This window comes from Streptomyces sp. NPDC050388, from assembly GCF_040655635.1.
In the GTDB taxonomy this organism is placed as follows: Bacteria; Actinomycetota; Actinomycetes; order Streptomycetales; family Streptomycetaceae; genus Streptomyces.
The window spans coordinates 67091-93034 of the sequence record NZ_JBFAKH010000013.1 but is presented as its reverse complement, the minus strand read 5'-3'; the positions used below and the strand labels follow the sequence as shown (position 1 = coordinate 93034).

The window sequence follows — 25944 nt, the reverse complement described above, 5'->3', positions numbered from 1 at the left end:
ACCGCGAACCCCCCGGCATCGCATCCGGCGAGCCGCCGTCCGGAGTACCGGCGCCGGGACGATCCGTCAGAAAGGGTCTGGCGGAAAAGGTTCTAGCCCGCGACGAACGTGTGCGCGGCCTTGTCGTGCCAGCACTGTCGCCACGGCTTGTCGAACAGACACCACAGGACGCCCACCACACCGATGACGAGCAGTCCGGGGATGCTGTAGACCAGCCAACGGCGCAGGGCCGCACCCCACTCGGGCGCCTCGTGTCCCTCGATGTCCCGTACTTCGAGCCCCAGCAGCTTCTTGCCCAGGGTGCGGCCCCATCTGACGGTGGGCAGCACCTCGTAGAGGACACCGCCGACCAGGAGGACGGCGAGGACGACGCCGAGGTAGACCGACGTGGTGCCGTCGAGCAGCCACACCGTGACGGTCTCGCCGGACAGTTTGGCCGCGTCGATCTTCGCTTCGATGTGGTCCACCGCCGCGATGCCGAGCGGCACGGCGGCCACCGCGGTGACCCCGCCGAGCAGGACCGTGTCCAGCAGCCGCGCGGCCAGCCGCTTGCCGAGTCCCGCGGGCCGGGCCGACGCCTGGCGCCTGGCGGCGGCCTGGAACACGTCCTCGACCGGTGGCTTCCACGGCGCGGGCGGCCGCTCGTCCCCGTCCGTGAGCCGGTGCACCTGCTGCGCCCAGGAGGACTGCCCCCCACCGGGGCCGCTCGACAGCGGCCCGGCTGCCGGGGCCGGAGCGGCGGCAGGGGCGGGAGTCGGAGCGACGGCCTGCGGAGGGACGGCCGAACTCCCGTTCTCCGCCTGGGCGGAGGCGGCGCGGGCGGCGCGCGCGACGGCCGCCTTGCCGGCCCCGAAACCGGGCCCCCCGGACGAACCCTTGCGCGGACCGACGGCGCGGAAGGTCATGGTGCCCTCGTCCCCCGGAACACCTCCGGAGGACGGGGCAGACCCTGAAGAGGCGGCAGAGGCGGCAGAGGCGGCGGGCGCCGCGGGCGACTTCGCCGTCGGCGGGCGGAACACGAACTCGTTGTCCGTGGGCGTCCCACTGGCGTCCGGGCCGGCCGCCGGGCCGGGGGTGTGCGGCACTCTCGGGTCCGCGCCCCAGGAGACCCGGCGGTCCTGGTCGCCGCCGAAGCCCGACTGGCGGGAGCGGTCGGCGCCCCAGGCGGAGGCGGGCTCGGGCCGGTTGCCGTGCTGGGAATCGGCCGGGGAGGGGGCCTGGGAAGAGGGGGAAGGGGACGAAGGAGGGGAAGCGAACGGGAACGGGGCCGGTTCGTCGGTCGGGTCCTCGTCGAAGAAGTGCGGGCCGGTCTCCTCGACGGAGGGCACCGCCGGGGCGGTGCCGGCAGCCGCCGTACCGGAGGACGCCGCCGGCGCGAGGGGGGCGCCGCCGCCCTCCGGCGCCGGACGGCTCGTGCCCGGAACCCAGGCGGCACCGTTCCAGTACCGGACATACCCGGGAATGGACGGGTCCGGGTAATAGCCTTCGCGCGGCGTGTCGTCGCCGGGGGCCGGGGTGGGGGCGCTCATGTCCGTCGTCCCGTATCTGCTCGGGGGTGGGTCGGGGGAACCACATCTATCAGACGGGCGCAAGCACCACCGCCCGTCCGGCCGGACCCACCCCTTTCGGGCGCCGATCTGGTACCGCAACGAAAAATCTTTCGTACCGGTGCGGCAGGGAAAGGCGGTGCGGGCAGCGGCCGTTCAGAAGAGCTTGCCCGGGTTCAGGAGGTTCAGCGGGTCGAAGGTCCGTTTGACGGCCCGCTGCATCTCCAGGCCCACCGGGCCGATCTCGCGTGCCAGCCACTCCTTCTTCAGGACGCCGACGCCGTGCTCGCCGGTTATGGTGCCGCCGAGTTCCAGGCCGAGGGCCATGATCTCGTCGAAGGACTCGCGGGCGCGGCGCGACTCCTCGGGGTCCTGGGCGTCGAAGCACACCGTCGGGTGGGTGTTGCCGTCCCCCGCGTGGGCGACGACGCCGATGGTGAGCCGGTACTTCTCGGAGATCCGCTCGACGCCGTCGATGAGTTCGCCGAGCCGGGAGCGGGGCACGCACACGTCGTCGATCATCGTGGTGCCCTTGACCGCCTCCAGCGCGGGCAGGGACAGCCGCCGGGCCTTGAGCAGCAGTTCGGACTCGGCGGTGTCCTCGGCCGGTACGACCTGGGTGGCCCCGGCGGCCTCGCAGAGCGCGCCGAGGGCGGCGAGGTCAGCGGTGGGGTCGGCGGTGTCGAACGCGGCGAGCAGCAGGGCCTCGGTGCTCTCGGGGAGGCCCATGTGGGCCATGTCGTTGACGGCCTTGACCGTGGTGCGGTCCATGAGTTCGAGGAGCGAGGGGACGTGCCCGCCGGCCATGATGCGGCACACGGCGTCACAGGCGGCGGCGCCGGAGGCGAACTCGGCGGCCAGGACGAGCTGCTCGGGCGGTTTGGGCCGCAGGGCGAGGACCGCGCGCACGACGATGCCGAGGGAACCCTCGGAACCGACGAACAGGCGGGTCAGGTCGTATCCGGCAACGCCCTTGGCGGTGCGGCGGCCGGTGGACATCAGGCGGCCGTCGGCGAGGACCACGTCGAGGCCGAGTACGTACTCGGCGGTGACCCCGTACTTCACGCAGCACAGGCCGCCGGAGGCGGTGCCGATGTTGCCGCCGATGGTGCACGTCTCCCAGCTGGAGGGGTCGGGCGGGTAGTAGAGGCCGTGCTCGCCGACGGCCCGGGAGAGGGTGGCGTTGACGACGCCGGGTTCGACGACGGCGATCCGGTCGACGGGATTGACCTCCAGGATGGCGTCCATCCTGGTCAGGGAGAGCACGATGCATCCATCGGTCGCGTTGGCGGCGCCGGACAGACCGGTGCGGGCGCCCTGCGGGACGACCGGGACGCGCAGTGCGGTGGCGGTGCGCATGACGTGCTGGACCTGTTCGACCGTGCGGGGCAGGACGACCACCGCCGGACTGCCGGCCGGGCAGAAGCTCGCCATGTCGTTGGCGTAGGAGGCCGTGATGTCGGGGTCGGTGAGCACCGCTTCGGGGGGCAGGCCGCCGAGCAGGCGGCCGACGAGTGTGTCGGTCGGCACCGTTTCTTCATCGCGTCGCGCTTCGATACGGCTCACGATCACAGCGTGACACCCGGGGCCATCGGTGTGAACCCCGCGTACGGCACCCGGTGGTAAGCCGTCGTGAGCCGGAGCGTGGTTCGTCGTATCGACAGATGATGTGACGCACAGTGTCCGCCATGGACGACAAGCCACGAGAGATCCGCGAGCGGGACGAGACCCCTGGGCCCGGCGGGACCCGTCGGTGGGTGAGCCGCCGGGTGCTGCTCGGCTCGGTGGCCGGGTGCGCCGTGATCGGCGGGGTGCTGGTGCTGCTGCCGTGGGGGCGCGGGGCGGACGGGCCTGTGGAGCCGGCGCCGGGGGCGCCGGTCCGGGCGGTGCTCGCCGGTGGCGTGTCCCTGTCGCTGCCCGATCTGGAGAGCCTGATCGCGGAGCGGCAGCGACATCTGAAGGAGCACCCGGAGGACGCGGAGGCCTGGGCGGTGCTCGGGACGGCCCGGGTGGAGCAGGGGCAGCGGCTGGCGGACCCCGCGCACTACCCGCGGGCCGAGAAGGCGCTGCGCACCTCGCTGGAGGTACGGGCGAAGGGCAACGCCGGGGCGCTGCGCGGGATGGCGGCGCTGGCGAACGCGCGCCGCGACTACCCCGCCGCACGCGAGTGGGGCGAACGGGTGCTGAAGCTGGAGCCGAAGCGGTGGACGACGTATCCGCCGCTGATCGAGGCGTGTGCCGGGCTCGGCGACGGCGAGGCGGCGGGCAGGATGCTGGACAGGCTGGAGGCGCTGCGGTCGGGACCGGTCGTGATGGCGCGGGCGGCCGCCCTGTACCGGGACAAGGGCCTGTGGGAGGACGCGGCGGCCCAGCTGTCCGACGCCGCCGCGGCGGCCGGGGAACCGGCCGAGCGGGCCGGCTATCTGGAGCGGGCCGGGCAGCTGGCCTGGGAGCGCGGCGACCGGGAGGACGCGCTGCGGCACTTCCAGGAGGCGCTGCGGGTCGACCCGGACCAGCGGGCGGCGCAGGCGGGGCAGGGCAGGGCGCTGGCCGCGCTCGGGCGGACCACGGAGGCGATCGGCGCCTACCGGGCGGCGCTGGCCCGGCAGCCGCGGCCGGAGTACGCGCTGGAGCTGGGCGAGTTGTACGCGTCGCTGGGGCTGCGGCAGGCGGCCCGGGTGCAGTACGACCTGCTGCGCGAGCGGGTGCGGGAGGCCGCGGCGCACGGGGTCGACGAGGACCTGCTCCTCGGGCGGTTCGAGGCGGACCACGGGAACCCCGGGACCGCGGTGCGGCTGCTGCGGGCGGAGTGGAGGCGGCAGCCGTCGACGGAGGTGGCCGACGCGCTGGGCTGGGCGCTGCACCGGGCGGGGGAGCACGAGGAGGCGCTGGAGTTCGCGGTGCGGGCGACGGAGAAGACGAAGGGCGGCGGGGTGCGCAGCGCCCTGTACGTCTTCCACCGGGGCATGATCGAGCGGGAACTGGAGAGGTACGGGTCCGCGCGGCGGCATCTGCGGGAGGCGATGACGATCAACCCGTACTTCTCCCCGCTCCACGTGCCACAGGCCGAGGCGGCACTGGAACAGCTCGGCGAACCGCCCGTCGGAGACGGACCGCCCGCCTGGGCCAGGGAAGCCAGGGAAGCCAGGGAAGCCGAGAAGGCCAGGCGAGCCGAAAAGGCAGAAAAGGCCGAAGAGGCCAAGAGGGCCGAAGAAATGAAGAAGGCCCGGAAAGCCCAGAAGGCCGAAGAAGTCCAGAAAGCCGAAGGAGCCGAGAAGGCCGAGAAGGCCGAGCAAGCCGAAAAGGCCGAGGAAGCCCAGAAGGCGCAGAAGGCGCAGAAGGCCGAGAAGGCGCAGAAGGCCGAGAAGGCCAAGGGAGCCGAAGAAGCCAAGCAAGCTGAGCAAGCGGAAAAGGCCAGGCAAGCCGAGAAGGTCGAAGAAGCCCAGAAGGCCGAGGAAGTTCAGAAGGTCGAGGAAGTCCAGAAGGTCGAAGAAGCCGAAGGGGCCGAGGTGGGCTGAGGCGGGGTCGGCCGGTGGGGCGTCGGGTGCGGGCGTCCCGCGCCCGGCGCCCCGTCGGCCGACCCGACGGTCACAGGTTGCCGCGGCGTTCCTGCTCCCGCTCGATCGCCTCGAACAGGGCCTTGAAGTTGCCCTTGCCGAAGCCCATGGAGCCGTGCCGTTCGATGATCTCGAAGAACACGGTCGGCCGGTCCTGGACCGGCTTGGTGAAGATCTGCAGCAGATAGCCGTCCTCGTCCCGGTCGGCGAGGATCTTCAGCTCGCGCAGGGTCTCGACGGGCACCCGGGTGTCGCCGACCCACTCGCCGAGGGTGTCGTAGTACGAGTCCGGGGTGTCCAGGAACCGCACACCGGCCGCGCGCATCTGCCGGACCGTCTGCACGATGTCGTTGGTGTTGAGCGCGATGTGCTGGACGCCGGCGCCGCCGTAGAACTCCAGGTACTCGTCGATCTGGGACTTCTTCTTGGCGACGGCGGGCTCGTTGATCGGGAACTTGACCTTGAGCGTGCCGTCGGCGACCACCTTCGACATCAGCGCGCTGTACTCGGTGGCGATGTCGTCACCCACGAACTCCTTCATGTTCGTGAAGCCCATGACCTTGTTGTAGAACGCGACCCACTCGTTCATCCGGCCGAGCTCGACGTTGCCGACGCAGTGGTCGATGGCCTGGAAGGACCTCTGGACGGGGGGTTCGACGATCGGGTCGGCGGTGACGTAGCCGGGCAGGTAGGGCCCGTCGTAGCCGGTGCGCTCGACCAGGGTGTGCCGGGTCTTGCCGTAGGTGGCGATCGCGGCGAGCACGACGGTGCCGTGCTCGTCCTTCAGTTCGTGCGGCTCGGTGACCGGGCGGGCGCCGTGCTCGACGGCGTAGGCGTACGCGGCACGCGCGTCGGGGACCTCGATGGCCAGGTCGACGACGCCGTCGCCGTGCGCGGCCACGTGCTCGGCGAGGAAGGTGCCCCACTCGGTGGACGGTTTGATCACCGAGGTGAGGACGAACCGGGCGGAGCCGCTCTCCAGGACGTAACTCGCGGTCTCGCGGCTGCCGTTCTCCGGTCCGGAGTAGGCGACCAGTCGCATGCCGAAGGCGGTGGAGTAGTAGTGCGCCGCCTGCTTGGCGTTGCCCACGGCGAAGACGACCGCGTCCATTCCCTTGACCGGGAAGGGGTCGGCCTGCCGGGCGGTCGTGTCGGGAGTGAGATGTGTGGTCTGCGTCATGGGGGCAGGGTGGTGCAGCCCTGCAGGGTGCGCAATAGTTCGCGTATCCGCTGGGCAGGTTGTCCAGCCGGACGCGCGATTCATCGGACTTTCTGTACAGGATGACCACCACGCACCGGGAGGCAGCCGTGGCGATCGATCAGCTGGACGGCCGGATCATCGTGCTGCTGGCGCGGGAGCCGCGGACGGGGGTGCTGGAGATGTCCCGGCGGCTCGGGGTGGCGCGGGGGACGGTGCAGGCGCGGCTGGACCGGCTTCAGTCGAACGGAGTCATCCGCGGATTCGGCCCCCAGGTGGACCCGGCGGCCCTCGGCTACCCGGTCACGGCGTTCGCGACGCTGGAGATCCGGCAGGGTCAAGGGCCCGATGTCCGGGAGCACTTGGCGAGTGTGCCGGAGGTCCTCGAGCTGCACACCACCACCGGCAGCGGGGACATGCTGTGCCGGCTCGTGGCCCGCTCCAACGCCGATCTCCAACGGGTGATCGACCGGGTCGTCGGTTTTGATGGGATCGTCCGGGCCGCCACGGCGATCGTGATGGAGAACCCCGTTCCGCTGCGGATCATCCCCCTGGTGGAGCAGGCGGCGCTCCGCGAGCCGCCGAGGGGCGGCCGGGGCGCACCGGACTGACCGGACGGGCCTGGCCGAGCTGGGGTGAGCGGACGTGAACTTCTGGGAGTACCTGCGCGACCGCCACCAGCAACTGCTCGTCGACGCGTACCAGCACGCGAGTGTCGTCTTCCAGTGCATGGTGGCGGCGACCGTGCTCGGGGTGCTGATCGGGGTCGCGACGTACCGCAGTGGCTGGGCGGGCAACCTGGCCACGACCACCACCTCGACCCTGCTGACCATCCCGTCGCTCGCCATGATCGGCCTGCTGATCCCGCTGGTGGGGCTCGGGGTGCCGCCGACGGTGATCGCGCTGACGCTGTACGGGCTGCTGCCGATCGTGCGGAACGCGATCGTCGGCCTGCGCGGGGTCGACCCGTCGCTGGTGGACGCGGCCACGGGCATCGGCATGTCGCGGACGGCCCGGCTGGCGCGGGTCGAACTGCCGCTGGCCTGGCCGCCGATCCTCACCGGGATCCGGGTCTCCACGCAGATGCTGATGGGCATCGCCGCCATCGCCGCCTACGCCTCCGGTCCCGGTCTCGGGAACCTGATCTTCCGCGGGATCGCCTCGCTGGGCAGCAAGAACGCGCTCAACCAGGTCCTCGCGGGCACCCTCGGAATCATCATCCTCGCGCTGCTGTTCGACGCCGCGTACGTCCTGCTCGGACGGCTGACCATTTCCAGGGGGATCCGTGGCTGAGCCACCGCCGTCAGGGACGTCCGGGGCGGCTGGGGCGACCGGGGCGTCCGGAACCGCCGCCGCGCCGTCGGCCGCCGGGGAGCCCATCGAACTGGAGAACCTCACCAAGCGGTACCCGGGCAGTGCGCAGCCGGCGGTCGACAACGTCAGCATGGAGATCAGGGCGGGCGAGATCGTCATCTTCGTCGGCCCGTCCGGCTGCGGGAAGTCGACCACGCTGAAGATGATCAACCGGCTGATCGAGCCGAGCGGCGGCCGCATCCGCATCGGCGGCAAGGACGTCACCGACATGGACCCGGTGCGGCTGCGCCGCACGCTCGGGTACGCGATCCAGGCCAGTGGACTGTTCCCGCACATGACGGTGGCGCAGAACATCGCGCTGGTGCCGAAGATGCTGCGCTGGCCGGCGGCCCGGGTGCGGGCCCGGGTGGAGGAGATGCTGGACCTGGTCGGTCTGGACCCCGGCGAGTTCCACGACCGCTATCCGCGCCGGCTCTCCGGCGGGCAGCAGCAACGGGTGGGGGTGGCGCGGGCGCTGGCGGCGGATCCGCCGGTGCTGCTGATGGACGAGCCGTTCGGGGCGGTGGACCCGATCACCCGGGACCACCTCCAGGACGAGCTGATCCGGCTGCAGCACGAACTGCACAAGACGATCGTCTTCGTCACCCACGACTTCGACGAGGCGATCAAACTGGGCGACCGGATCGCGGTGCTGCGCGAACGCTCGCACATCGCCCAGTTCGACACCCCGGAAGCGATCCTCACCAACCCGTCGGACGACTTCGTCTCGGGTTTCGTCGGCGCCGGGGCGGCGCTGAAGCGGCTGAACCTCACCCGGGTGCGGGACGTGGGGATCACCGACTATCCGACGGTGACCGTCGACGACCCGCTCCAGCAGATCTTCAACATGCTCCGTTCCAGCGGCTCGAACGAGATCCTGCTGCTCGACCGGCGGGGCCGCCCCTACAAGTGGCTCCGGCGCGGCGACCTGATGCGGGCCAAGGGCTCGCTGGCCCGCGCGGGCACCCTGGTGCAGGACACGGTGACCCGGGACGCGACCCTGCGGGACGCGCTGGAGGCCGTCCTCACCGACAGCTCGGGGCGGGTGGTGGTCACCGGGGGGCGCGGCACGTACGAGGGTGTCGTCGACGTGGAGACGCTGATGAACTCGGTGCACGAACTGCTGGAGGCTGACCGGCTGGAGGCGATGGAGGCCCAGCACGAGCTGGAGGACCTGCGGAGCGGCCGGACGCACGCCGAGCAGGAGGGTGTGAGCGGGGAGGGGGACGCGTGAGCGCCTCTCCGCGGCGGCCCGACGACGAGGACGAGGGCAGGGGGCTCGCCTTCCGGGACGAGGGCCGGGACCAGAAGCACCACGACGGCCGGGGCGACGACGGCAGGGGCGAAGTCGCGCGGGGCGCGGGGCCGGGGTCCGCGACCGGGAGTGCGCCCCGGGTGACCTGGCAGCATCTGACGTTCCTGCCCACGGTGCTGGTCGCCCTGCTGCTCGCGACCTGGCTGTGGTTCGTCCAGGCCGAACTGGACACGCTGTCCCGGAACGCGCTGTCCGACGGGCAGGTGTCCAAGGCGCTCTGGCAGCACATCGAGCTGACCGTGATCTCGACGTTCTTCGTACTGATCATCGCGATCCCGCTGGGCATCCTGCTGACCCGGCCCACGTTCCACAGGGCCACCCCGGCCGCGATGGCGTTCGCCAACATGGGCCAGGCGACGCCCGCGATCGGTCTGCTCGCCCTGCTGGTGATCTGGCTGGGCATCGGCCGCAGGGCCGCCCTCATCGGCATCATCGCCTACGCCGTGCTGCCGGTGCTCTCCAACACCATCGCGGGTCTGCGGGCCAACGACCCGGCGCTGATGGAGGCGGCGCGCGGCATCGGCATGTCCCCGCTGGGCGTGCTGACCCGGGTGGAGCTGCCCCTGGCCGTCCCCCTCATCCTCGCCGGGGTGCGTACGGCACTCGTCCTGAACGTCGGCACGGCCACCCTCGCGACCTTCGGCGGGGGCGGCGGTCTGGGCGTGCTGATCACCACCGGCATCACCAGCCAGCGGATGCCGGTACTGGTGCTGGGCTCGGTCCTCACCGTCGCCCTGGCCCTGCTGGTGGACTGGCTGGCCTCGCTGGCCGAACTGCTGCTGCGGCCACGGGGGCTGGAGACGGACACATGAGGCGCCACCTGTGCCCGCTGGTCGCCGGAATGCTGCTGGTGGGGCTCTCCTCCTGCGGGCTGACCAGCGGCTCCCCCATGGTCGACAACGTGGAACCGGGCTCGGTCGGGAAGGGCAGGCCCCTCGCGGGCGCGAAGCTCACCGTCACCTCCAAGGAGTTCACCGAGCAGCTGATCCTGGGCGCGATCATGGGCATCGCCTTCCAGGCAGCGGGTGCCGACGTCATCGACCGCACCGGCATCCAGGGCTCGGTCGGCTCCCGGGCGGCGGTCGTGAAGGGGGTCGCGGACGCCGCGTACGAGTACACCGGCACGGCGTGGATCACCTACCAGGGCAACAGCAAGCCCATCCCCGACCCGCGCAAGCAGTGGGAGGCGGTGCGCGAGGCCGACGTGAAGAACGGGGTGACCTGGCTGGAGCCGTCCTCGCTGAACAACACCTACGCCCTGGCCATGAACCAGGCGAACTTCAAGAAGTACGGCACGAAGTCGCTGTCGGAGGTGGCCGCGCTGGCGAAGTCCGATCCGGCGGCGGTGACGCTGTGCGTGGAGGGCGAGTTCGCCAACCGGGCGGACGGGCTGCCGGGCATGGAGAAGGCCTACGGCATGAACGTGGGCGCGGGGAACATCACGCAGATGGACACCGGGATCATCTACACCCAGACGGCCAAGGGCACCTGCACCTACGGCGAGGTCTTCACCACCGACGGCCGCATCAAGTCCATGAACCTGGTGGTGATGGAGGACGACAAGAAGTTCTTCCCCAACTACAACGCGGCACCGATGATCAACACCGGCACGTTCAAGAAGTGGCCGGCGATCGCGGAGGTCCTCGACCCGGTCACGGCGAGGCTGGACAACGACGTGGCACGGACCCTGAACGGCAAGGTGGACGTGGACGGGGAGGACCCCCACCAGGTGGCGCTGGACTGGATGGTGGACGAGGGCTTCGTCAGGAAGAAGTAGCGGCGGTGCGGGGACGGCGCCGCCCGGTCAGCAGCTGGGGACCTTGCCGGTGCCCTTCTGCAGGGAGACCAGGGCGTCCACGGTGCCCTCGAGGGTGGTGACCGGGATCAGGCGCAGCCCCTCGGGGAGTTCGGCCCGGGCCTGGCCGCATTCCGCCTCGGGCACCAGGAAGACGGTCGCACCGTCCCGCCGGGCTGCCTGCGTCTTCAGCGGCACGCCGCCCACGGCACCGACCGTGCCGTCCGCGTCGATGGTCCCCGTACCGGCGATGATCCGGCCGCCGGTGAGGTCGCCGCCGCTGCCGTCGCCGTTCAGCTTGTCGACGATGCCGAGGGAGAACAGCAGGCCGGCGCTGGGGCCGCCGACGTCGGCGAGCTCCAGCTCGACCTTGACGCCCTTGCCGTCCAGGCCCAGGTAGCCCAGCGCGGCCCGGGTCGCCTCGTCCTGCGACTTCTTCATCTGCTTCTCGTTGTACCGCTCGATCTCCTTGACGTCGCCCCCGGAGGGGTAGACCGAGTCGCGGGGCATGACCGCCTGGTCGGTGCCGAACCAGCCGTCGATCACGTCGGGGAGGTCGACCCGGGTGTCCGGGGAGGTCGCCTCGATCGTCGTCATCCGCAGCTGACCGGTGGTCTCGCGGGTCTTCGCGCCGGAGATGGTGATGACCTGCGTGCCCTTGTTCCTGCCGAGCACGTCGGCCGTCAGCCCCGGCTGCGCCACCGAGAACGGCAGCGGCGCGAAGACCGCCGTGGCCAGCAGGGCGACGACGGGAGCGGCACAGACGGCCAGGGCCTGGGGACGTGTGAGACGAGAGAGCACGGGATCAATCTAACGTGGCGCCTCCGCCGCGCTGCCCCCGCCGACCGTCGGCGCCGCGCCCAGCGGCTCTCGGCACGGCATCCCCCGATCGTCGGCGCAGTGCCCCCCGACCGTCAGCGCAGTGCCTCCGCGACCTCGCGGGCCGCGTCCACCACCCGGGGGCCGACCCGTTCGGGGACCACGTCGGACAGCATCACCACGCCGACGCTGCCCTCGACCCCGGTGACTCCCAGCAGGGGCGCCGCCGCTCCGCACGCCCCGGCCTCCAGTTCGCCGTGGGTGAGGGTGTATCCGGGGTCGTCGGGCAGTTGCAGGCGGGCCGAGAGGATCGCCTTGCCGGCGGCGCCCCGTTCCAGCGGGTGCCGGAACCCGGCACGGTAGGCGACGTGGTAGTCCGTCCACGACGGTTCCACCACCGCCACGGCCAGCGCGTCCGCCCCGTCGACCAGGGTCAGGTGCGCGGTCGCGCCGATGTCCTCCGCCAGCGACCGGAGGGCCGGCATCGCCGCCTCCCGTACCAGCGGATGCACCTGGTGGCCCAGCCGCAGCACGCCGAGCCCGACCCGGGCCCGGCCGCCGAGGTCGCGGCGCACCAGCGCGTGCTGTTCCAGTGTGGCGAGCAACCGGTACACAACGGTCCGGTTCACGCCCAGCCTGTGGGAAAGCTCGGTGACGGTCAGGCCGTGGTCCGTGTCGGCCAGCAGCTTGAGGACCCGCAGTCCCCGGTCGAGCGTCTGAGACGTCTCCGCGGTCACGACGCCCACTCCTTCGTGGTGAGGTCGACGGCCCTCTCGCGGCATATGCGTCACCGAGTCCCGTCGGCAACGCGCTTCAGAGGCCGCCGATCGGCCGGCGGCCCGGCCATGTCCCGGGCACGGTCGCTTCACGGCAGCGCTCCGCGGCAGCGCTGCCACGGGGCGTGTGCGTAGCCGGACAGTAGCGAGCCGGTCCGGTCAGCGGAAGGCTTTGTCCAGAATCCGGGCACCATCGCCTCTGAACTGGCACTTTTTGCCCGGATTTGACCACCGGGCGTGCGCCGACGGAGCGGGTCACCGCATGCGGGTGGCCCACTCCTGCACCTTGGCGATCCGCTGGCGCAGCTGGCCCGGTGTGGCCTCCGCGGCGGGCGGTCCGCCGCAGACGCGGCGCAGCTCCGTGTGGATGACGCCGTGCGGTTTGCCGCTCTGGTGGACGTAGGCGCCGACCATGTTGTTGAGCTGCCGGCGCAGTTCCATCATCTCCTTGTGGGAGACCACGGGGCGCCGCTCGGCGGGCAGTTCGAGCAGGTCGGCCTCGCTGTCCGGCTTCTTGCGGCTGTGCGCGATCTGCCGGGCCTGCCGCTTCTGCAGCAGCAGTTCCACCTGGTCGGGTTCGAGGAGTCCCGGGATGCCGAGGTAGTCCTGTTCCTCCTCGCTGCCGGGGTGGGCCTGCATGCCGAAGTCGGCGCCGTTGTAGGTGACCCGGTCGAAGACGGCGTCGGACTCCAGTGCCTCGAAGGGCAGCATGTCCTCGCCGGTGTCCTCGTCCTGCTCCCGGTTCGCCTCGTCCATCTCCTTCTCGGACTCGGCGTACGGGTCCTCCTCGCCGTCCTTCTTGGGCTTGTCGAGGACGTGGTCGCGCTCGCGTTCCATCTCGTTCGCGAAGCCCAGCAGGTTCGGGATGGTCGGCAGGAACACGGACGCGGTCTCGCCGCGCCGCCGGGACCGTACGAAACGGCCGACGGCCTGGGCGAAGAACAGCGGGGTGGAGATGGTGGTGGCGTACACGCCGACCGCGAGGCGCGGTACGTCGACGCCCTCGGAGACCATGCGGACGGCGACCATCCAGCGGTCGCCGTTGCCGCTGAAGTCGTCGATCCGTTTCGAGGCGCCGGTGTCGTCGGACAGGACGACGGTGGGCTTGTCGCCGGTGATCTCGCGGATCAGCTTGGCGTAGGCGCGGGCGGAGTCCTGGTCGGTGGCGATGACGAGGGCTCCGGCGTCCGGGACGGACTTCCTGACCTCGGTCAGCCGCTGGTCGGCGGCGCGCAGCACGGCCGGCATCCACTCGCCGCGCGGGTCGAGGGCGGTGCGCCAGGCCTGGCTGATCGCGTCCTTGGTCATGGGCTCGCCGAGGCGGGCCTCGACCTCGTCACCGGCCTTGGTGCGCCAGCGCATGTTGCCGCTGTAGGAGAGGAAGATGACGGGACGGACGACGCCGTCGCGGAGCGCGGAACCGTAGCCGTAGGTGTAGTCGGCGGCCGACCGGCGGATGCCGTCGTCGCCCTCCTCGTACGCCACGAACGGGATGGGGTTGGTGTCGGACCGGAACGGCGTACCGGTGAGCGCCAGCCTGCGGGTGGCCGGCTCGAACGCCTCCAGGCACGCCTCGCCCCAGGACTTGCTGTCACCGGCGTGGTGGATCTCGTCGAGGATGACGAGGGTCTTGCGCTGCTCGACGCGGTTGCGGTGCAGCATGGGGCGGACCCCGACACCGGCGTAGGTGATGGCGACGCCGTGGTAGTCCTTGCCGAGCGGACCCGCGCTGTACTCGGGGTCCAGCTTGATGCCTATCCGCGCGGCGGCCTCGGCCCACTGCTTCTTCAGGTGCTCGGTGGGCGCGACGACGGTCACCTGCTGCACGACGTGGTGGTGCAGCAGCCAGGAGGCCAGCGTCAGCGCGAAGGTCGTCTTTCCGGCGCCCGGGGTGGCGACCGCCAGGAAGTCGCGCGGCTGTTCCTGGAGGTACTTCTCCATCGCCCCCTGCTGCCAGGCGCGCAGTTTCCCGGCGGTACCCCAGGGGGCACGGCCGGGAAAGGCGGGGGACAGGTGGTGCGAGGCGGAAGCGGCGGTGGTAGTCACGGTCTCCGTTGGGGTCGAGCGGCTCGGCTACGTATGACAACCGGCCACCCTACCGATGGCCCGGCGACGCCAACGCCCGGACCAGGCCGGGGCGGCCGGGGATGGGACTGAGGTCACACCGCCCTACTCGGCCAGACCCCTCAGCGCCTCGGAGATGGCCTTGACTTCGTCCATGCTGCCGGTCGCCACGTCGATGACCAGGCGCTCGGCCGCATCGATGTCGGGACGCAGCTGCACCTCGTTCAACGCCAGGAAGACGACACAGGACACCCAGGCCGTGCGCTTGTTCCCGTCGACGAAGGGGTGGTTGATGACCAGGGACTGCAGGAGCGCCGCCGCCTTGTCGAACAGGTCGACATAGGCCTCCTGCCCGAACATGGCGGCCGAAGGACGGTGCACGGCCGACTCCAGCAGACCCGCGTCCCGCACGGCGATGTCCTGGTCATCGACGGCGTCCGCGCCGATGGCCAGGACATCCTCGGCCGAGAGATAGACGTACGTCACTTCAGCCGCTCCAGCAGTTCGGCCCACTTGGCGGTCTGCTCCTTGGCGGCCTTGCGCACCAGCGTCTCGTGAGCCGTCCGGGCCAGGTAGTCGTCCACGGCTCTCAGCAGTATGGCGTGCATGCTGACCCCCTCTTCCTCGGCGCGCAGCCTGATTGCTTCCGTCTGGTCGTCGCGGAGACGCAGGTTCATAGCCATACCAAAACGGTACCACCAGGTGGGGCCACATTGGTACCACTCAGGAGGAGGGGGCCCGCAGCCGCGTCGTCACCCACACGCCCGCCAGGGCCACCGCCGCCATCGGGAGGAACACGGCGGCGAAGGCGGCCGGGTGGGAGCCGGTGGTCTGGGTCGCTCCGTGGGCCACCATGCCGCCGCCGAGGGCGGCGAAGGCGGCGCCGCCCGTGGCCAGGAGGAGGACGTTGGAGAGGCCGTCGGAGATCTGGAGCGCGGCGGAGTTGGCGCCGGCCTCCTCGGGGGCGGAGAGCTGGAGCAGCAGCACACTGGTGGAGGAGATCACCAGGCCCATCCCGAGGCAGCCGAAGGCCCAGGCGACGGCCGTCGCCCAGGCGGGCACCGCGGGGACCAGCACGCTCGGAGCCGCCGCGATGGCCCCCGCCACCAGCGCCATCCCGAGGGTCATCAGCCGCTCCCGGTGCGGCTCCAGTCGCGGCCGCGACTGGAGCCAGGAGCCCAGTGCCCAGGTCACGCCGCCCGCCGCGAGCGAGAACCCGGCGAGCGTGGGGCTGAGTCCCCGCTGGGTGACCAGCATCAGCGGGACGAAGGACTCCGCGGCGATGAAGGATCCGGCGGCGATGCCGCGCAGCAGCACCACCGAGGGCAGTCCGCGGGCCGCCCGCCACGTGCCGCGCGGGAGCAGCCCCAGCACCGCGGGGACGAGCAGCGCCAGGCCTGCCGCACCCGGCAGCAGGGAGATCCAGCGCAGGTCCTGGGCGGCGTACTGGAGCAGTCCGGCGCCGAAGGAGACCGCCAGGGCGAGCCGGATGCGGCGGCGGTCGAAGGAGGCCGGCGCGTCCGCGCCGTCGCCCACCGGACCGGACGCCAGGCGGCGTATCTGGGGCAGTGCGAGCGCCAGCGGGAATGCCACGAGCAGCGGGATGCCGAGGAACACCCACCGCCAGCCGAGGTGTTCGGTCACGGCGCCGGAGGCGAGCGGGCCGACGATCGAGGGCACCACCCAGCTCGCCGCGAACGCCGCCATGATCGCCGGACGCAGCCGCTCCGGGTAGGCCCGGCCGACGACGACGTACAGCGCGACGATCACCAGCCCGCCGCCGAGGCCCTGCACGGCCCGCCCCAGGATGAACAGCCACATCGTGCCCGCCGTCCCGGCGAGCAGCAGCCCGGCGGCGAAGGCGCTGATCCCCGTGGTCAGCGGTGCGAGCGGCCCGTGCCGGTCCGACCACTGGCCGGAGAGCACCATCGCGAACAGGCTGGTCGTGAAGAACCCCGAGAACGCGAACGCGTACAGCGACACCCCGTCCAGCTCGCGCGCCGCCACCGGCATCGCCGTGCCCACCGCCGTCGCCTCGAAGGCGATCAGCAGCACCACGGAGACGATCCCGATGCTCAGTGCCCGGTAGGGGCCGCTCAGCACGGTCTCGGCACGTTCGGTGGGCGGGGCGGGAGCGGGTCCGGGGACGTCGGGGGTCTCGGCGACCCCGGTGTCGCGGGGGTTCAGGGCGGTCATGACCGCCAGGGTAAGGGCCGCGGCAGGGCATTGCTCCTGTCGGAGGTCGGTCCGGTACCGGGACCTTGGTCGTACTCCCCCGCCGGCCGGACGGGGTTCATGAACGGCGTGCGGCAGTCCCGTTGCGGGCCCCTTGCGGGCCTCGGAATTCCTCGAGCGCCGCTGTCGGCCCGCCGTACGGTCGGCGTACCGGGTTCACGGCGCCGGGGCACCGAAGGACGCGCCCCGTCTCCGGCCCGGCCGTGTGCCCGAGCGGCCGAGGGGTTCGCCCGCAAAGCGAATGACGCGGGTTCGATTCCCGCCACGGCCTCTGAGCTGCGAGAACGCGGCTTCTAGCCCTGTGACTCCTGTCCGATACGGAGCTAAGTCCTTCGCTTGGTCTACTTGCGACGGACTTAGGCTCCCGATCACGAGGAGCCACGAGAGCACATGGCGAGTCAACAGCCAGCACGCAAGAGCGCGCTCCGAAGCGCTAGGCGCTCGGTCGTCGACGTCACAGACACTCAGACACAGACGCACGCACAGAGCGCCGTACATACGCTCAGGTCACCCGAGGACATCAGGACAGCGCTGCTCTCAGAGCTTGACTTGCATCTCAGCACGACCAACAACAAGCGCGGACGACCGTTCCAGCGGAAGACCATCAACGCGTACGTCAACGCGGGTAAGGCTCTGTCAGCCTGGATCGGAGCATCGCAGCACGTCAACGCGGCGGGTGTGGTAGTTGAGTCGTTCACCGACGTGGATGTCTCGACCGCCAACACGTTCTTCCGCTGGTGGTACGAGACCAAGGACGTACCCAAGAGCCAGGACGGGCAAGGCGGGTACACAGGCGGAGTCAGCACCCAGCAGAGGAACCTCCGCGCACTGTTCCTCTATCTCGCCGACGAGTACGACCACCCGAACCCGTACCTGGACCCGAAGTTCAACCGGTACGCAGCTCCGCAGCTCGGCAAGCCCAAGACACTGTCCGAGGAGTTCGTCCGGGACATCCTCTCTCTCACCGCGTGGGGACCCGAGCGCCGAGACTTCGAGAACACGCGGGACCATGCACTGTTCCGCGTACTCACGGAGGGCCTGAGGGCAGAGGAGATCCTGAACCTTCAGGTGGAGGACCTGGACCTGCCCAACAGCACGTTGGTCGTCGTGCCGCTCAAGGGTCAGCGCAACTCCACGGACGCGAGGCCCATCCCCTTGCAGCCCAGCACGGTCAAGGCACTGACGCGGTACCTACGTCTACGTGCCACACACCGCCGAGCAGACAGCGGTCATCGAGACTCCGCGTGGCTCTGGCTCGGGACACGGGGCGGGGGTCGTCTCGCGTACAAGGGCCTGTATCACCTGGTAAAGCGCCGCACGGGACAGGCCGGGTACGACCCGGACGAGGTCTCGCCCCACTCCTTCTGTCACACGTGGTGCCACGACCTGTTGGACGCGGGCGTGAGCGGAGAGAACGTCATGGCCATCCGAGGTTGGTCCTCGGCCTCGATGCTGCGTAGGTACGGAGCGGACCAAGCCTCACAACGGGCGATCAACGCGGTTCACCAGCTCGGAGACCGGTACCAGTAGCGCAAAGGGGTCGCTACTAACGACACATGCGCGGGACAGCACGGCTCAACTTTCGGCGAACTTTCACCGAGCATGGGTCGAGGGTGTGCGCAGTAAGCACACCGTCACGTGGCTCTGACCAGCGGCTAAGCACAGGCCGGCGAACACAGCCGAGGGCTGGTGTGGGACGTTCCACACCAGCCCTTCACTCGTCGCCCGTCACGAATGAGCCCATGCCTGGCGTGGTCACGAGCAGTCCTTCCGCGCGGAGAGCAGCCACGACCTTCCGGGCCGTCATCTTGGCTACGCCCCATTCACTCTGGATCCTCGACTCACTGATCAAGGTGTCGGGCGGATAGGTGCCGTCCTGGATTCGCTGCCTGATGACGTCGGCAATCTGCTGCCACCTCGGCCGTTTCGGGTCCCACTGCGGCTCTCCCATATCTGGACGCTACGTACGCATACACGGGCGGGCATGCCTAGGTAGGTCTATAGGGAGGCATAGACAGGCATAGACCGTCGTCGCTAGTGTGACGCGCACAACAGAAGACCCCCGCGACCGTGCGACCGGTCCGGGGGCGTGGCCCGCACTAGCAAGGAGTGCAGACGTGCGAACTCTACTGGCCCTGATCCTCTCGTGGCTCATGCCCGCTCAGGGCAAGCGCCGACGCCCGGCCGCTGGTACTCAGAAAGTGAGTACCAGCGAGGCGGCACCTATCCGGCGACTGATCATCACGAGCGACGCGCTGGGTGTGGGACGTCCCGTTCCATTCATCGAGGTCGACGGGTTGCCGCTCGTACGGCCCTACCTCGTCGCCCACGAGCGAGAGCAGGAGCGACGACGACAGCGGGACAGGCGACGCGCCGCCGTGCTGGCAACGCTCGGACAGGACTACCCGGCAGGAGTAGCGGCATGACCCAGCCCGAGCCTGACAGCAGGCTTCTCCGTCTCCTGCCGTGGAGCGATGACGACGGCAAGACGGCTCTCCTGTCGACCGACGGCACGGAGACGTACCTATCCCGTCTCGCGGACCGAGTCGAAGAACAGCAGATCGAGACGGCCGCCATCGTCCTGAAGCTGACTCAGCCGATGGTCGAGGACGGCGCGAAGAAGCTCACCGTGCCCGAACTCCGTTGGGCCGCGCGGCGACTCATCGAGAGCCTGACGGAGCTCCTGGTCATCGCTGAGAGCAGGGGTCAGCGCATCCCGCCGTACGCCGAGCCGGACGACGCCGACAAGTAGCCACCCGATACGGGAGCCCGCGCGATGGGGTACGCCGTCACGCGGGCTCTCTGGTGGCTCAGGCTCTGGCCAGCGCTTGATAACAGGTCGCCTAGGAATGCTGCCATTTCTCTCGGGACGGCACCCGTACTCCGAAAGTGTCGACCTGTCAGAAACACCACGACGACCCAAGGGGGAACCCGACATGACCGATAGCCCTACGCCTGTCACGCGCTTCGACCACTCCAACTGCGAGCACGAGAAGTCCAAGACCGCTCGGGCCAAGTGCCGGAAAGCCATGCGCGAGACCGAGGGCACGCCGAAAGACCCGGCGAAGAAGACGACGGCAAAGCCCGCTGCTCCCGCGAAGAAGAGCCCGACCCGCGCGACGCCTGCGAAGAAGTCGCCGACCAAGCCGACGGATGACGCGGCGAAGTAACGCACCACACCCAGCAGAGAGCCCGGCACTCGCGAGAGTGACCGGGCTCTCTCATGACTGACCAGCCGAGACGTGCTCGCCGGCACTCGCAGCCGCTGGTGTCAGACGTCAGCGGACGCTTTGACCATCCGGGACCGGAGCTGGACTCGGGCTCTTCAGCCGGGCTCGGACAAGCAACAGCACGATGATCACTGTGACTAGCTGGGTCGCAGAATCGAGCACTGCGCCAAGACGGTCGGCGCCAATCACGCAGCTAGCTACCGCGCTGAGCGCCAGCCATTGGATGTTGTCACTGGCCTCTGGAACAGTAGTCGTAGCGCCCAGGCTTCCATCCGGAAGCGAGGGGCCGTGGGTCGGGCAGGGCGTGTTCATGTTCCTCCTGGCTCTGGCGGGGCGCGCCCGTTCTCTCGTCAAAGTGCTTCGGGTGCGCCTCGCGGTCCTGTCTTGCTTGTCTTTTCTACGGCACGCACCTGACAAATGAGACGCCCGGCTCCACTTACACGTAGGCGAGTTGTCCCACGTGCCGTTTCACGTGGAACCTGCTCATCGTCAACAGCGCTGGCCAGCGGGGAAGTTAGCCGCTCAGCTCGTTGATAGTGGCACGCTCCCGCCCCATCCCCAATCCGGTTGCCCACAGGCCCTGTGCACAACGTCCGTGATTCTGGGGACACTTGACCCACAGCTGTGCGCAACCTGCGGGAGGGACCTGTGGATAGATGGCTACACCGCACGACACAGCCGCGCTGAACAGCACGTTTCCCCGCCCACCGGCTGTGCAAAAGAAAAACTTCCCAACCGGACCAAGATCCCTTCGACCCGTATACGAAAGTCCACGCAACAACACGGACAGTAATAGGCAGGCGCGCACTTCATCTATTACCTATGGATGGAATGGTGCAGCAGCATCCCTGCGAGGCTTGCCCGGTGGGCTCAGCGGCGCCAGCTTCCCAATCGCACCCCGGCGGCACTGCGTCGCTAGGGCACAGTGCGAGCGGAAGCCCTGTGCGCGCGTCTGGCGAGATCGGTCTCTCACCTGAGCGTTCTGACACTCACTCGCTCTACTGAGAGCCGAGAAGCGCGATTCTGTCGCCCTAACGCACATACAAGCTGAGCTTGTACGAACGCAGAGCGCGAGACGACTAAGCGGCGAGAGCTTCACTGGCTGGTGTGGTGCGTCCGTGCTGGATCGGGTCACACGCCCGGCACGCGCGATATCCCCGCGTGTCTATCCGGGTGTTCTCAGGGGTGAACTCGTGGCCCCGTAGGCAATGAGTCTTGGTTACGTTCTGGTTTCCGTACCAGCCTCGCGGGTGTCTGCCCTTGGCCGCGCAATCGCGGTTGTTGTCGCCCGCGTCTCCTATGAACAGGTGGCGGGGATTGCAACACGGCGGATTGTCGCAGGTGTGGCACACGAATATGTCCGGGTCCAGCACATCGCCGAGGGCGTATTCCACGAGCCAGCGGTGAGCCCGTTTCTTCCTGCCGTTCACCTGGAACTGCCCGTAACCCTTCTCGGTGCGGTGACCCGTCCACGGCCAACACGCATCCGGTCCAGCCGACATATCCACGTCGAACAGGAAGAGGAACAAGGCACCCATATATTGGTTCGTCATAGAACCACGTTACCCGTGATTCTGCGGCATTGCCCTAGCGGGTGCCTTCTCGACGACCAACATCCTGTTCGGGTCGGTTCTCGTGAGCCCTCGGGCCAATAAGCCGACGGCCGTCGAAGTCAAGACCAACCACCTTACGGCAGCGCGCAGCCCTGAATTAACCGGCCGAGCCCTGCTGTATCCGCCGGCGAGCCTTCTCGTAAAACTTGTTCGCCATTGGCGTATCCGTGGCCGTGGTACGTATGTAGTCGGCGCTTAGTTCCCGGGTTCTAGCTTCGAGAACCGCCAGGTCGGAAGCTTCAGTCATGAGACTGATCTCCGTGTCCGCCCGATGCTTAAGCGCGGTATAGGCACGGGCGGACGCGAGATGGTCAGCGGCTGCCTTCGGCGAACCAAGGAAGGCCGCGGTGGCCGCGACGGCTCCAGCAACGGCACCAAGCCCACTGAAGAACACTTGGGGGCCAACCTTGACCGCAACAAGGAAGCCGCATATCGCAGTTACGCAGGCCGGGATGAACACCATCAACCTCCCCCACTTCTCGGCACTCTTGGCTGCTTCGAAGTATCCCTGCGCAGTGTAGAGGCAATTGCCCCGGATGCGCTCAAGCTCCGACTTTATTCTCTCAAAGGGCGTTTCAGAAGTAGACATGGGGTCCAATCCGGGGCGGGCTTATGCGAGGGTCAGCAGCAAGGAAGTTACATAGCCATTCCATGCCGGAGAGGGAAGCTTTTATTTCGTTTCGGTAGCGGGTGGTGAGATAGCCAGCCTCATACAGTGCAACAAGTACGGCGCGCCGGATGGCACCACTGGTTTCTCCTTCGAAGCGGTGACGGAGCATCTGGGCCTCGGCAATGGACGCATGCTGTCCGATGTAGCGAGCGGCGAACTCACGTGCATAGTCATCCCGGTTACGGTCACCGAGCATGGACCATGCCGCTTCTTTCACACGTTCATCCTTGACATCCATGGCAATGAAGTAGCGCAGGATACGCTGTTCGATCAACGGATACGAGGCACTGCGACTGGAAGAAAGGAACCGAGCCAGGGCGCTCTCAATTTCGCAGGTTCTACTCTTAGCCGCGTTAAGGTACTTGAATACGTGCGTGATGGCGTGTGGGAGGCGCGGAAGATTTTCCAAACACCAGCCGACAGCACGATCATCTTTCATCATGCGAAGCTGGCCAAGAACAAAGCGAACCTGGTTTCCGTTGAACTTCCCCTCTTTGGCGATATCTTCGAAGTAGGCTACGAGTCCTTCCCTAGCCCGGGGGCGCCCGTACTTGATGCCTCGCGACAGCGAATCATGCCGGATATCGGTTTCCTGCTTAATGGCGTCCTGCGGATCAAGGATAAAAGTCTTAGCGGAGGAGACAGCAAGCCTCCGCGAGCGGAGCTGACTGTTCACACCTAGAAAGAGATCACGAAGTTCACTCCAGTCTCGATGGAATACCTTTATGTCATCGGAGTAACGCAGGAACCGGGCGCCGTTGTGATCCAGGTAGGAATCGACAGGGTTTAAGTAGAGATTAGCAAGTATGCCGGACGAATCCGGCCCTTGAGGCAGGCCCCAAGCATGGTTGATAGTCTGAAACCGGGTAAGGAAGTCCATGATGTGACTAACTGGCCGGCGGTCGCCCCCGAGGGCCTCTAAGTCATCTCCGAGAATAGCCACGTCGATGTGCTCATAGAAAGCCGCGATGTCTATGTAGGCCACCCTGAGCGAAGCGTCAGATCGGATAGCCTTTAGCGACTTTCGCCGATAAGAGGTCCAGTTAGGCCACCACCCAATGGGCTCACCCTTGTAGTGGTCCCAGCGATAACTTGAGACGTTGGGGTGAAGTTGGCGATCAATCTGATGAGCGACAGTGAAGACAAGAGCGTCGTAAATGAGTCGGTCTCGCGTGGAAAAGCGGGCTAGTGGCCGCACAGCTAAATCGGTCTTGGGGAAGTTAATGATACTGGTGCTGTCCGGACCACAGTCACCGCTTCGGATGACCTGCACCAGCATGTCACGATAGCCACGTTCCCACTGGTGTTTGACGTCCTGGTACCCGATTACATCGGGTACCTCTGATTCGTCTTCTCCCGCTATCAACAGTTCTTTGGCTTTGGTGAGCCTGTCGCGAAGGTCCATCGTCCCCCTTTGTCCGATGAAGACACCCCGCCCAAGATGCTATCTGGACATGGACCGAACCAAGGTGCGCTCTGCGCCAGTTGTGACCAGGCTCCCAACAACCGGCGATGGCGCAGGCGCAGGCGGCGAAACGCCAGACCAAGTGGCCGCAGTGATCGTCAGCGACAGCATGCCTCGAACGACCAATCGTGAGGGCTGGACTGGGCCACTTGAGAAAGGTCTCCCCTGGCTCGCCTGGCTGCTGTCACCCCTCGTCTACAACGTGTCGCCCCAGAGCCGCCATGCGGCGCAGGCCAGTTGGTGTGACGCGAGCGTCAGTCCGCCCTTGAGTCGCACCACACCAGCCCGCTCACCTGACCGCGGATCAACTCTGCTCACTTCTCGGGCCTCGTCTCGTCGCTCTGATGAGTCAGTGCCGGCGAGCACTCAGAGGAGCCGAGAGCGACGCTCAGAGCGTTCTAGGACGTGCTCTCGCTCTCGTCGCTCTGTGCGTCGTCGCTCATGATGCTAAGCAGGGCCATTCGCCACGTCCGGCACCTCCGCCGATCGTTCTTGGTCTTCGGGTGATCGCATTCCGCGTGGCTCGTTTCCCGCTTCTCGACCTTCTCGGGAACCTCCCTCTTGCCGTACCGGCATGCGGAGCGCCCGGCCTTCGTAGCCGGGTGATCACAGACCTCGTGGCTCGTGTACTTCCTGGCCATCACTTCTCCTCTGTGTCGAGACGTTCGGGCGTGCGCGCTCAGTCGTTGCTGTCCTCGTTGAGAATTTCGCGCTCCCTCTCCGCCAGCTCCTCGAACAGGTCCAGGAGGACCTCATAAGCGAGGGTGGCCCAGGTGGTCCTCCGGATCTTCGCGTCCTCCAGTTCTTCCCGCTCGTCCTGGCAGTCGGCGCACAGGCCCGTCATCTTCCACTCGGCGATGTACTCCTCCGGGTCGTCGATGGGGAGGGAGTGGCGCAGGCTGCCGTCCGCGTTGAATACGGGCAGTCCGCAGCCGACGGGTTCGAGGAGACAACGGCCTTCACTGACAGCGTCCGCGACGGATTCGCCGGTCAATGTGGCGGTGAGCTGGTCGAGCGATACGAAATCGGCCATGACTTCTCCCTGGTGGGTGTGGTGCATTTGCTGACGTCGAGAACGCTAGATCTCTGACACAACGCCTGAAAATGCCTGAGCGCGGTGAATAGGCCCGCCGACGTCACACTAAAGAGCTAATCAATGGGTGAGCGTGGCCAAGCGCGCACAGCCCACCTAACGGGACCCACTTATGGGTCATTCTCGGGCGATTACTGGGCATAGCGGTCCGCGCATAGCCCGTTGGGTTGATTTACGGACCACTCCGGAGAGCGATCACCCCAGGTCACGGAGTCGCATGTAGCGGATACTTTTCACGCGATTACTGGGCGTAGCGGGACAGGATTGTGCTCGCCCACACGGTCGTGCAATCTTCCACACCAGCCGAGAAGTGCTCGGCGGTTCGGGGCTAGTCCCCGGTAAAGGAGGCGCATTGGCCAGGCTGATTGACGCGGGATGGTGGGATCAATTCGAGAGGGGCGGCAAAATCCCTCTGGACGAGTGGCCCACGATCGCCGAGAGCGACTCGTGGGACGAGTGGATGAAGGGCGGAACGTGGGTCGCAAAGAAGGGTGAGGACTTCACCGACTCGGTGGAGGAGTTTGGCAATGAGACGTGGCGTCGGGCCACGGCTGCGAAGCTAGCCCTGGATAATATGTGGTGGCGTTCGAAGGCGATCTTCCGGTTCCGCTACTTCCCGGCCTCCCCGGGCCCGAAGAAGGAGAAGATCCTGAACTTCTCGAAGCCGCTACCCGCTCATGATGAGGAGACCGGGGAATACCTGGGCTACTGGTTGATGCCGAACGGTACGCGGATTGAGTTGCCCGCCGGTGTCTCACTCACGATGGACGACCTGTCATGAGCCCGCGCTATCTCGACTTCTCCAAGCCCCTGCCCGTGCACGACGAGGAGACCGGGGAGTACCTCGGCTACTGGATGGGGCCGGACGGCGAGAAGGTCAAGGAGCCTTCGCGCTTCTTCCCGCCCAAGCCCACGGGCGGCCTGGACGAGAATCACTTTCTCGACCTCATGGAGTGGCGACAGCGCCGAAGCGCTGAGGGGGCGCTAGGACGCCTGCAAGTGTTCGCTAATCGAGTTCGTCACGGCATGCCCATCTGGCGCCTAAAGCAGCGCTAGAGAGCGCCAAACGCATATCGAGAGCGCACACGAGACGTACGCGCGCACGTTGATTCACGAGAAACCCCGTGCTGACATCTGGTACGGGGTTTCCTCATGCGCGGACTTCGCGCTTTGTATGAATCTACGAACTTCCAAATCCGCCTATGGGTATTGAG

At 68.1% G+C, this 25944-nt stretch carries 26 protein-coding genes, 1 tRNA gene and 1 pseudogene; 13 read left to right on the top strand and 15 right to left on the bottom strand.

Annotated elements, in window-relative coordinates; genetic code table 11:
• Nucleotides 1-92 precede the first annotated feature (92 nt).
• Nucleotides 93-1529 (bottom strand): RDD family protein, encoded by a 1437-nt coding sequence (locus AB0I73_RS10215; RefSeq protein ID WP_363035700.1) that lies wholly within the window; start codon nt 1527-1529, stop codon nt 93-95.
• A 174-nt stretch (nt 1530-1703) separates the two neighbouring features.
• Nucleotides 1704-3113, bottom strand: a complete 1410-nt coding sequence (locus AB0I73_RS10210; protein WP_363035698.1) for an FAD-linked oxidase C-terminal domain-containing protein — start codon at nt 3111-3113, stop codon at nt 1704-1706.
• A 113-nt stretch (nt 3114-3226) separates the two neighbouring features.
• On the opposite strand from AB0I73_RS10210, the pseudogene AB0I73_RS10205 reads away from it, so the two are divergent.
• Nucleotides 3227-4663, top strand: a pseudogene (locus AB0I73_RS10205) (tetratricopeptide repeat protein); the annotation flags it as partial.
• Nucleotides 4664-5135: 472 nt separating this feature from the next.
• Here the strand turns inward: AB0I73_RS10205 and hppD are convergent.
• Nucleotides 5136-6284, bottom strand: coding sequence for a 4-hydroxyphenylpyruvate dioxygenase (gene hppD / locus AB0I73_RS10200; RefSeq protein WP_363035696.1), 1149 nt, complete (start codon nt 6282-6284; stop codon nt 5136-5138).
• Between the two features lie 128 nt (nt 6285-6412).
• On the opposite strand from hppD, the gene AB0I73_RS10195 reads away from it, so the two are divergent.
• The 5 genes from AB0I73_RS10195 to AB0I73_RS10175 all read left to right on the top strand — a co-directional run bounded on the left by AB0I73_RS10195 (nt 6413) and on the right by AB0I73_RS10175 (nt 10747).
• Complete coding sequence (locus AB0I73_RS10195; RefSeq protein ID WP_181383501.1) at nt 6413-6913, top strand: Lrp/AsnC family transcriptional regulator; 501 nt, start codon at nt 6413-6415, stop codon at nt 6911-6913.
• 34 nt (nt 6914-6947) lie between these two features.
• Nucleotides 6948-7595, top strand: coding sequence for an ABC transporter permease (locus AB0I73_RS10190; RefSeq protein ID WP_363035694.1), 648 nt, complete (start codon nt 6948-6950; stop codon nt 7593-7595).
• A gap of 85 nt (nt 7596-7680) precedes the next feature.
• Nucleotides 7681-8889: a betaine/proline/choline family ABC transporter ATP-binding protein gene (locus AB0I73_RS10185; protein WP_363035794.1), complete on the top strand. Its 1209-nt coding sequence runs from the start codon at nt 7681-7683 to the stop codon at nt 8887-8889.
• Entirely contained in the window at nt 8886-9782 is an 897-nt protein-coding gene (locus AB0I73_RS10180) for an ABC transporter permease (RefSeq protein WP_363035692.1), read from the top strand. The genes AB0I73_RS10185 and AB0I73_RS10180 overlap by 4 nt, the downstream gene beginning before the upstream one ends.
• A complete protein-coding gene (locus AB0I73_RS10175; RefSeq protein ID WP_363035690.1) occupies nt 9779-10747 on the top strand; it encodes a glycine betaine ABC transporter substrate-binding protein in 969 nt (322 codons plus the stop codon). Before AB0I73_RS10180 ends, AB0I73_RS10175 begins: the two co-directional genes overlap by 4 nt.
• Before the next feature lie 27 nt (nt 10748-10774).
• Here AB0I73_RS10175 and AB0I73_RS10170 read toward each other — a convergent pair whose 3' ends face one another.
• The 6 genes from AB0I73_RS10170 to AB0I73_RS10145 form a co-directional block, all read right to left on the bottom strand.
• The gene (locus AB0I73_RS10170) at nt 10775-11566 is read right to left on the bottom strand and encodes a S16 family serine protease (RefSeq protein ID WP_363035688.1); all 792 of its coding nucleotides are present in this window, start codon (nt 11564-11566) and stop codon (nt 10775-10777) included.
• 113 nt (nt 11567-11679) lie between these two features.
• Nucleotides 11680-12321 (bottom strand): helix-turn-helix domain-containing protein, encoded by a 642-nt coding sequence (locus AB0I73_RS10165; protein WP_363035686.1) that lies wholly within the window; start codon nt 12319-12321, stop codon nt 11680-11682.
• A 294-nt stretch (nt 12322-12615) separates the two neighbouring features.
• Nucleotides 12616-14406 (bottom strand): DEAD/DEAH box helicase, encoded by a 1791-nt coding sequence (locus AB0I73_RS10160; protein ID WP_363035684.1) that lies wholly within the window; start codon nt 14404-14406, stop codon nt 12616-12618.
• Nucleotides 14407-14529: 123 nt separating this feature from the next.
• Nucleotides 14530-14910: a type II toxin-antitoxin system death-on-curing family toxin gene (locus AB0I73_RS10155; RefSeq protein ID WP_363035683.1), complete on the bottom strand. Its 381-nt coding sequence runs from the start codon at nt 14908-14910 to the stop codon at nt 14530-14532.
• Complete coding sequence (locus AB0I73_RS10150; protein ID WP_363035681.1) at nt 14907-15107, bottom strand: CopG family transcriptional regulator; 201 nt, start codon at nt 15105-15107, stop codon at nt 14907-14909. Before AB0I73_RS10150 ends, AB0I73_RS10155 begins: the two co-directional genes overlap by 4 nt.
• 40 nt (nt 15108-15147) lie before the next feature.
• Complete coding sequence (locus AB0I73_RS10145) at nt 15148-16620, bottom strand: MFS transporter (RefSeq protein ID WP_363035679.1); 1473 nt, start codon at nt 16618-16620, stop codon at nt 15148-15150.
• 238 nt (nt 16621-16858) lie between these two features.
• On the opposite strand from AB0I73_RS10145, the gene AB0I73_RS10140 reads away from it, so the two are divergent.
• A tRNA-Cys gene (locus tag AB0I73_RS10140) sits at nt 16859-16930 on the top strand.
• 119 nt (nt 16931-17049) lie between these two features.
• On the top strand, nt 17050-18189 hold the full coding sequence (locus AB0I73_RS10135) for a site-specific integrase (protein ID WP_363035677.1): 1140 nt from the start codon (nt 17050-17052) through the stop codon (nt 18187-18189).
• 184 nt (nt 18190-18373) lie between these two features.
• Here the strand turns inward: AB0I73_RS10135 and AB0I73_RS10130 are convergent, their stop codons facing one another.
• Nucleotides 18374-18610: a winged helix-turn-helix domain-containing protein gene (locus AB0I73_RS10130; RefSeq protein WP_363035674.1), complete on the bottom strand. Its 237-nt coding sequence runs from the start codon at nt 18608-18610 to the stop codon at nt 18374-18376.
• 166 nt (nt 18611-18776) lie between these two features.
• Between AB0I73_RS10130 and AB0I73_RS10125 the strand changes: the two genes are divergently transcribed.
• The 3 genes from AB0I73_RS10125 (at nt 18777) to AB0I73_RS10115 (ending at nt 19829) form a co-directional block, all read left to right on the top strand.
• On the top strand, nt 18777-19085 hold the full coding sequence (locus AB0I73_RS10125; protein WP_363035672.1) for a hypothetical protein: 309 nt from the start codon (nt 18777-18779) through the stop codon (nt 19083-19085).
• Nucleotides 19082-19411 carry a hypothetical protein gene (locus AB0I73_RS10120; protein ID WP_363035670.1) on the top strand — a complete coding sequence of 110 codons (330 nt, stop codon included), beginning with the start codon at nt 19082-19084 and terminating at the stop codon, nt 19409-19411. Before AB0I73_RS10125 ends, AB0I73_RS10120 begins: the two co-directional genes overlap by 4 nt.
• Before the next feature lie 184 nt (nt 19412-19595).
• Nucleotides 19596-19829, top strand: a complete 234-nt coding sequence (locus tag AB0I73_RS10115; RefSeq protein WP_363035668.1) for a hypothetical protein — start codon at nt 19596-19598, stop codon at nt 19827-19829.
• Nucleotides 19830-20968: 1139 nt separating this feature from the next.
• Here AB0I73_RS10115 and AB0I73_RS10110 read toward each other — a convergent pair.
• From AB0I73_RS10110 to AB0I73_RS10090, 5 genes are all read right to left on the bottom strand, one after another.
• Nucleotides 20969-21391, bottom strand: coding sequence for an HNH endonuclease (locus AB0I73_RS10110; RefSeq protein ID WP_363035792.1), 423 nt, complete (start codon nt 21389-21391; stop codon nt 20969-20971).
• A 208-nt stretch (nt 21392-21599) separates the two neighbouring features.
• Complete coding sequence (locus AB0I73_RS10105) at nt 21600-22091, bottom strand: SLATT domain-containing protein (RefSeq protein WP_363035666.1); 492 nt, start codon at nt 22089-22091, stop codon at nt 21600-21602.
• The gene (locus tag AB0I73_RS10100; RefSeq protein WP_363035664.1) at nt 22078-23577 is read right to left on the bottom strand and encodes an RNA-directed DNA polymerase; all 1500 of its coding nucleotides are present in this window, start codon (nt 23575-23577) and stop codon (nt 22078-22080) included. The genes AB0I73_RS10105 and AB0I73_RS10100 overlap by 14 nt, the downstream gene beginning before the upstream one ends.
• Nucleotides 23578-24035: 458 nt before the next feature.
• Nucleotides 24036-24278 (bottom strand): hypothetical protein, encoded by a 243-nt coding sequence (locus tag AB0I73_RS10095; RefSeq protein WP_363035662.1) that lies wholly within the window; start codon nt 24276-24278, stop codon nt 24036-24038.
• Between the two features lie 38 nt (nt 24279-24316).
• Nucleotides 24317-24670 (bottom strand): hypothetical protein, encoded by a 354-nt coding sequence (locus AB0I73_RS10090; RefSeq protein ID WP_363035660.1) that lies wholly within the window; start codon nt 24668-24670, stop codon nt 24317-24319.
• Between the two features lie 412 nt (nt 24671-25082).
• Between AB0I73_RS10090 and AB0I73_RS10085 the strand changes: the two genes are divergently transcribed.
• Complete coding sequence (locus AB0I73_RS10085) at nt 25083-25511, top strand: hypothetical protein (protein WP_363035658.1); 429 nt, start codon at nt 25083-25085, stop codon at nt 25509-25511.
• Nucleotides 25508-25786 carry a hypothetical protein gene (locus AB0I73_RS10080; RefSeq protein WP_363035656.1) on the top strand — a complete coding sequence of 93 codons (279 nt, stop codon included), beginning with the start codon at nt 25508-25510 and terminating at the stop codon, nt 25784-25786. Before AB0I73_RS10085 ends, AB0I73_RS10080 begins: the two co-directional genes overlap by 4 nt.
• Nucleotides 25787-25944 lie beyond the last annotated feature (158 nt).

Bases quoted from the DNA above. Each gene is read 5' to 3' on its own strand.
- AB0I73_RS10215 (WP_363035700.1), bottom strand. From the start codon at position 1,529: ATGAGCGCCCCCACCCCGGCCCCCGGCGACGACACGCCGCGCGAAGGC.
- hppD (WP_363035696.1), bottom strand. From the start codon at position 6,284: ATGACGCAGACCACACATCTCACTCCCGACACGACCGCCCGGCAGGCC.
- AB0I73_RS10175 (WP_363035690.1), top strand. From the start codon at position 9,779: ATGAGGCGCCACCTGTGCCCGCTGGTCGCCGGAATGCTGCTGGTGGGG.
- AB0I73_RS10150 (WP_363035681.1), bottom strand. From the start codon at position 15,107: ATGGCTATGAACCTGCGTCTCCGCGACGACCAGACGGAAGCAATCAGG.
- AB0I73_RS10145 (WP_363035679.1), bottom strand. From the start codon at position 16,620: ATGACCGCCCTGAACCCCCGCGACACCGGGGTCGCCGAGACCCCCGAC.
- AB0I73_RS10135 (WP_363035677.1), top strand. From the start codon at position 17,050: ATGGCGAGTCAACAGCCAGCACGCAAGAGCGCGCTCCGAAGCGCTAGG.
- AB0I73_RS10130 (WP_363035674.1), bottom strand. From the start codon at position 18,610: ATGGGAGAGCCGCAGTGGGACCCGAAACGGCCGAGGTGGCAGCAGATT.
- AB0I73_RS10120 (WP_363035670.1), top strand. From the start codon at position 19,082: ATGACCCAGCCCGAGCCTGACAGCAGGCTTCTCCGTCTCCTGCCGTGG.
- AB0I73_RS10115 (WP_363035668.1), top strand. From the start codon at position 19,596: ATGACCGATAGCCCTACGCCTGTCACGCGCTTCGACCACTCCAACTGC.
- AB0I73_RS10110 (WP_363035792.1), bottom strand. From the start codon at position 21,391: ATGTCGGCTGGACCGGATGCGTGTTGGCCGTGGACGGGTCACCGCACC.
- AB0I73_RS10105 (WP_363035666.1), bottom strand. From the start codon at position 22,091: ATGTCTACTTCTGAAACGCCCTTTGAGAGAATAAAGTCGGAGCTTGAG.
- AB0I73_RS10100 (WP_363035664.1), bottom strand. From the start codon at position 23,577: ATGGACCTTCGCGACAGGCTCACCAAAGCCAAAGAACTGTTGATAGCG.
- AB0I73_RS10095 (WP_363035662.1), bottom strand. From the start codon at position 24,278: ATGGCCAGGAAGTACACGAGCCACGAGGTCTGTGATCACCCGGCTACG.
- AB0I73_RS10090 (WP_363035660.1), bottom strand. From the start codon at position 24,670: ATGGCCGATTTCGTATCGCTCGACCAGCTCACCGCCACATTGACCGGC.
- AB0I73_RS10080 (WP_363035656.1), top strand. From the start codon at position 25,508: ATGAGCCCGCGCTATCTCGACTTCTCCAAGCCCCTGCCCGTGCACGAC.